Here is a 245-nt window from a genome sequence, read left to right as displayed (position 1 = left end):
GTCGGTTCGTCGAGAATGAGCAGCCTGACGCCGGTGCGGAGGATGCGGGCGATCGCCAGCATCTGCTGCTCGCCGCCTGACAGTTTGGTGCCCGGGCTGCCGCGGCGCTCGTAGAGATTGGGGAAAAGTTCGTAGATCTCGTCGAGCGTCATGCCGCCCTTTGCCACGACAGGCGGCAGCAGCAGGTTTTCAGAAACGGTCAGTGTCGAGAAGATGCCGCGCTCCTCCGGCACGAAGCCGATGCC

1 protein-coding gene is annotated in these 245 nt (G+C 64.1%); it reads right to left on the bottom strand.

Annotation, left to right across the window (positions count from 1 at the left end):
• Nucleotides 1–245: ATP-binding cassette domain-containing protein (locus tag EOD29_RS34185; protein ID WP_127248893.1), on the bottom strand; the 245-nt coding region annotated here is incomplete at both ends.

The sequence above is a fragment of the Mesorhizobium sp. M1A.T.Ca.IN.004.03.1.1 genome (assembly GCF_003997555.1).
GTDB lineage: Bacteria > Pseudomonadota > Alphaproteobacteria > Rhizobiales > Rhizobiaceae > Mesorhizobium.
This window is presented reverse-complemented; position numbering and strand designations above follow the sequence as displayed.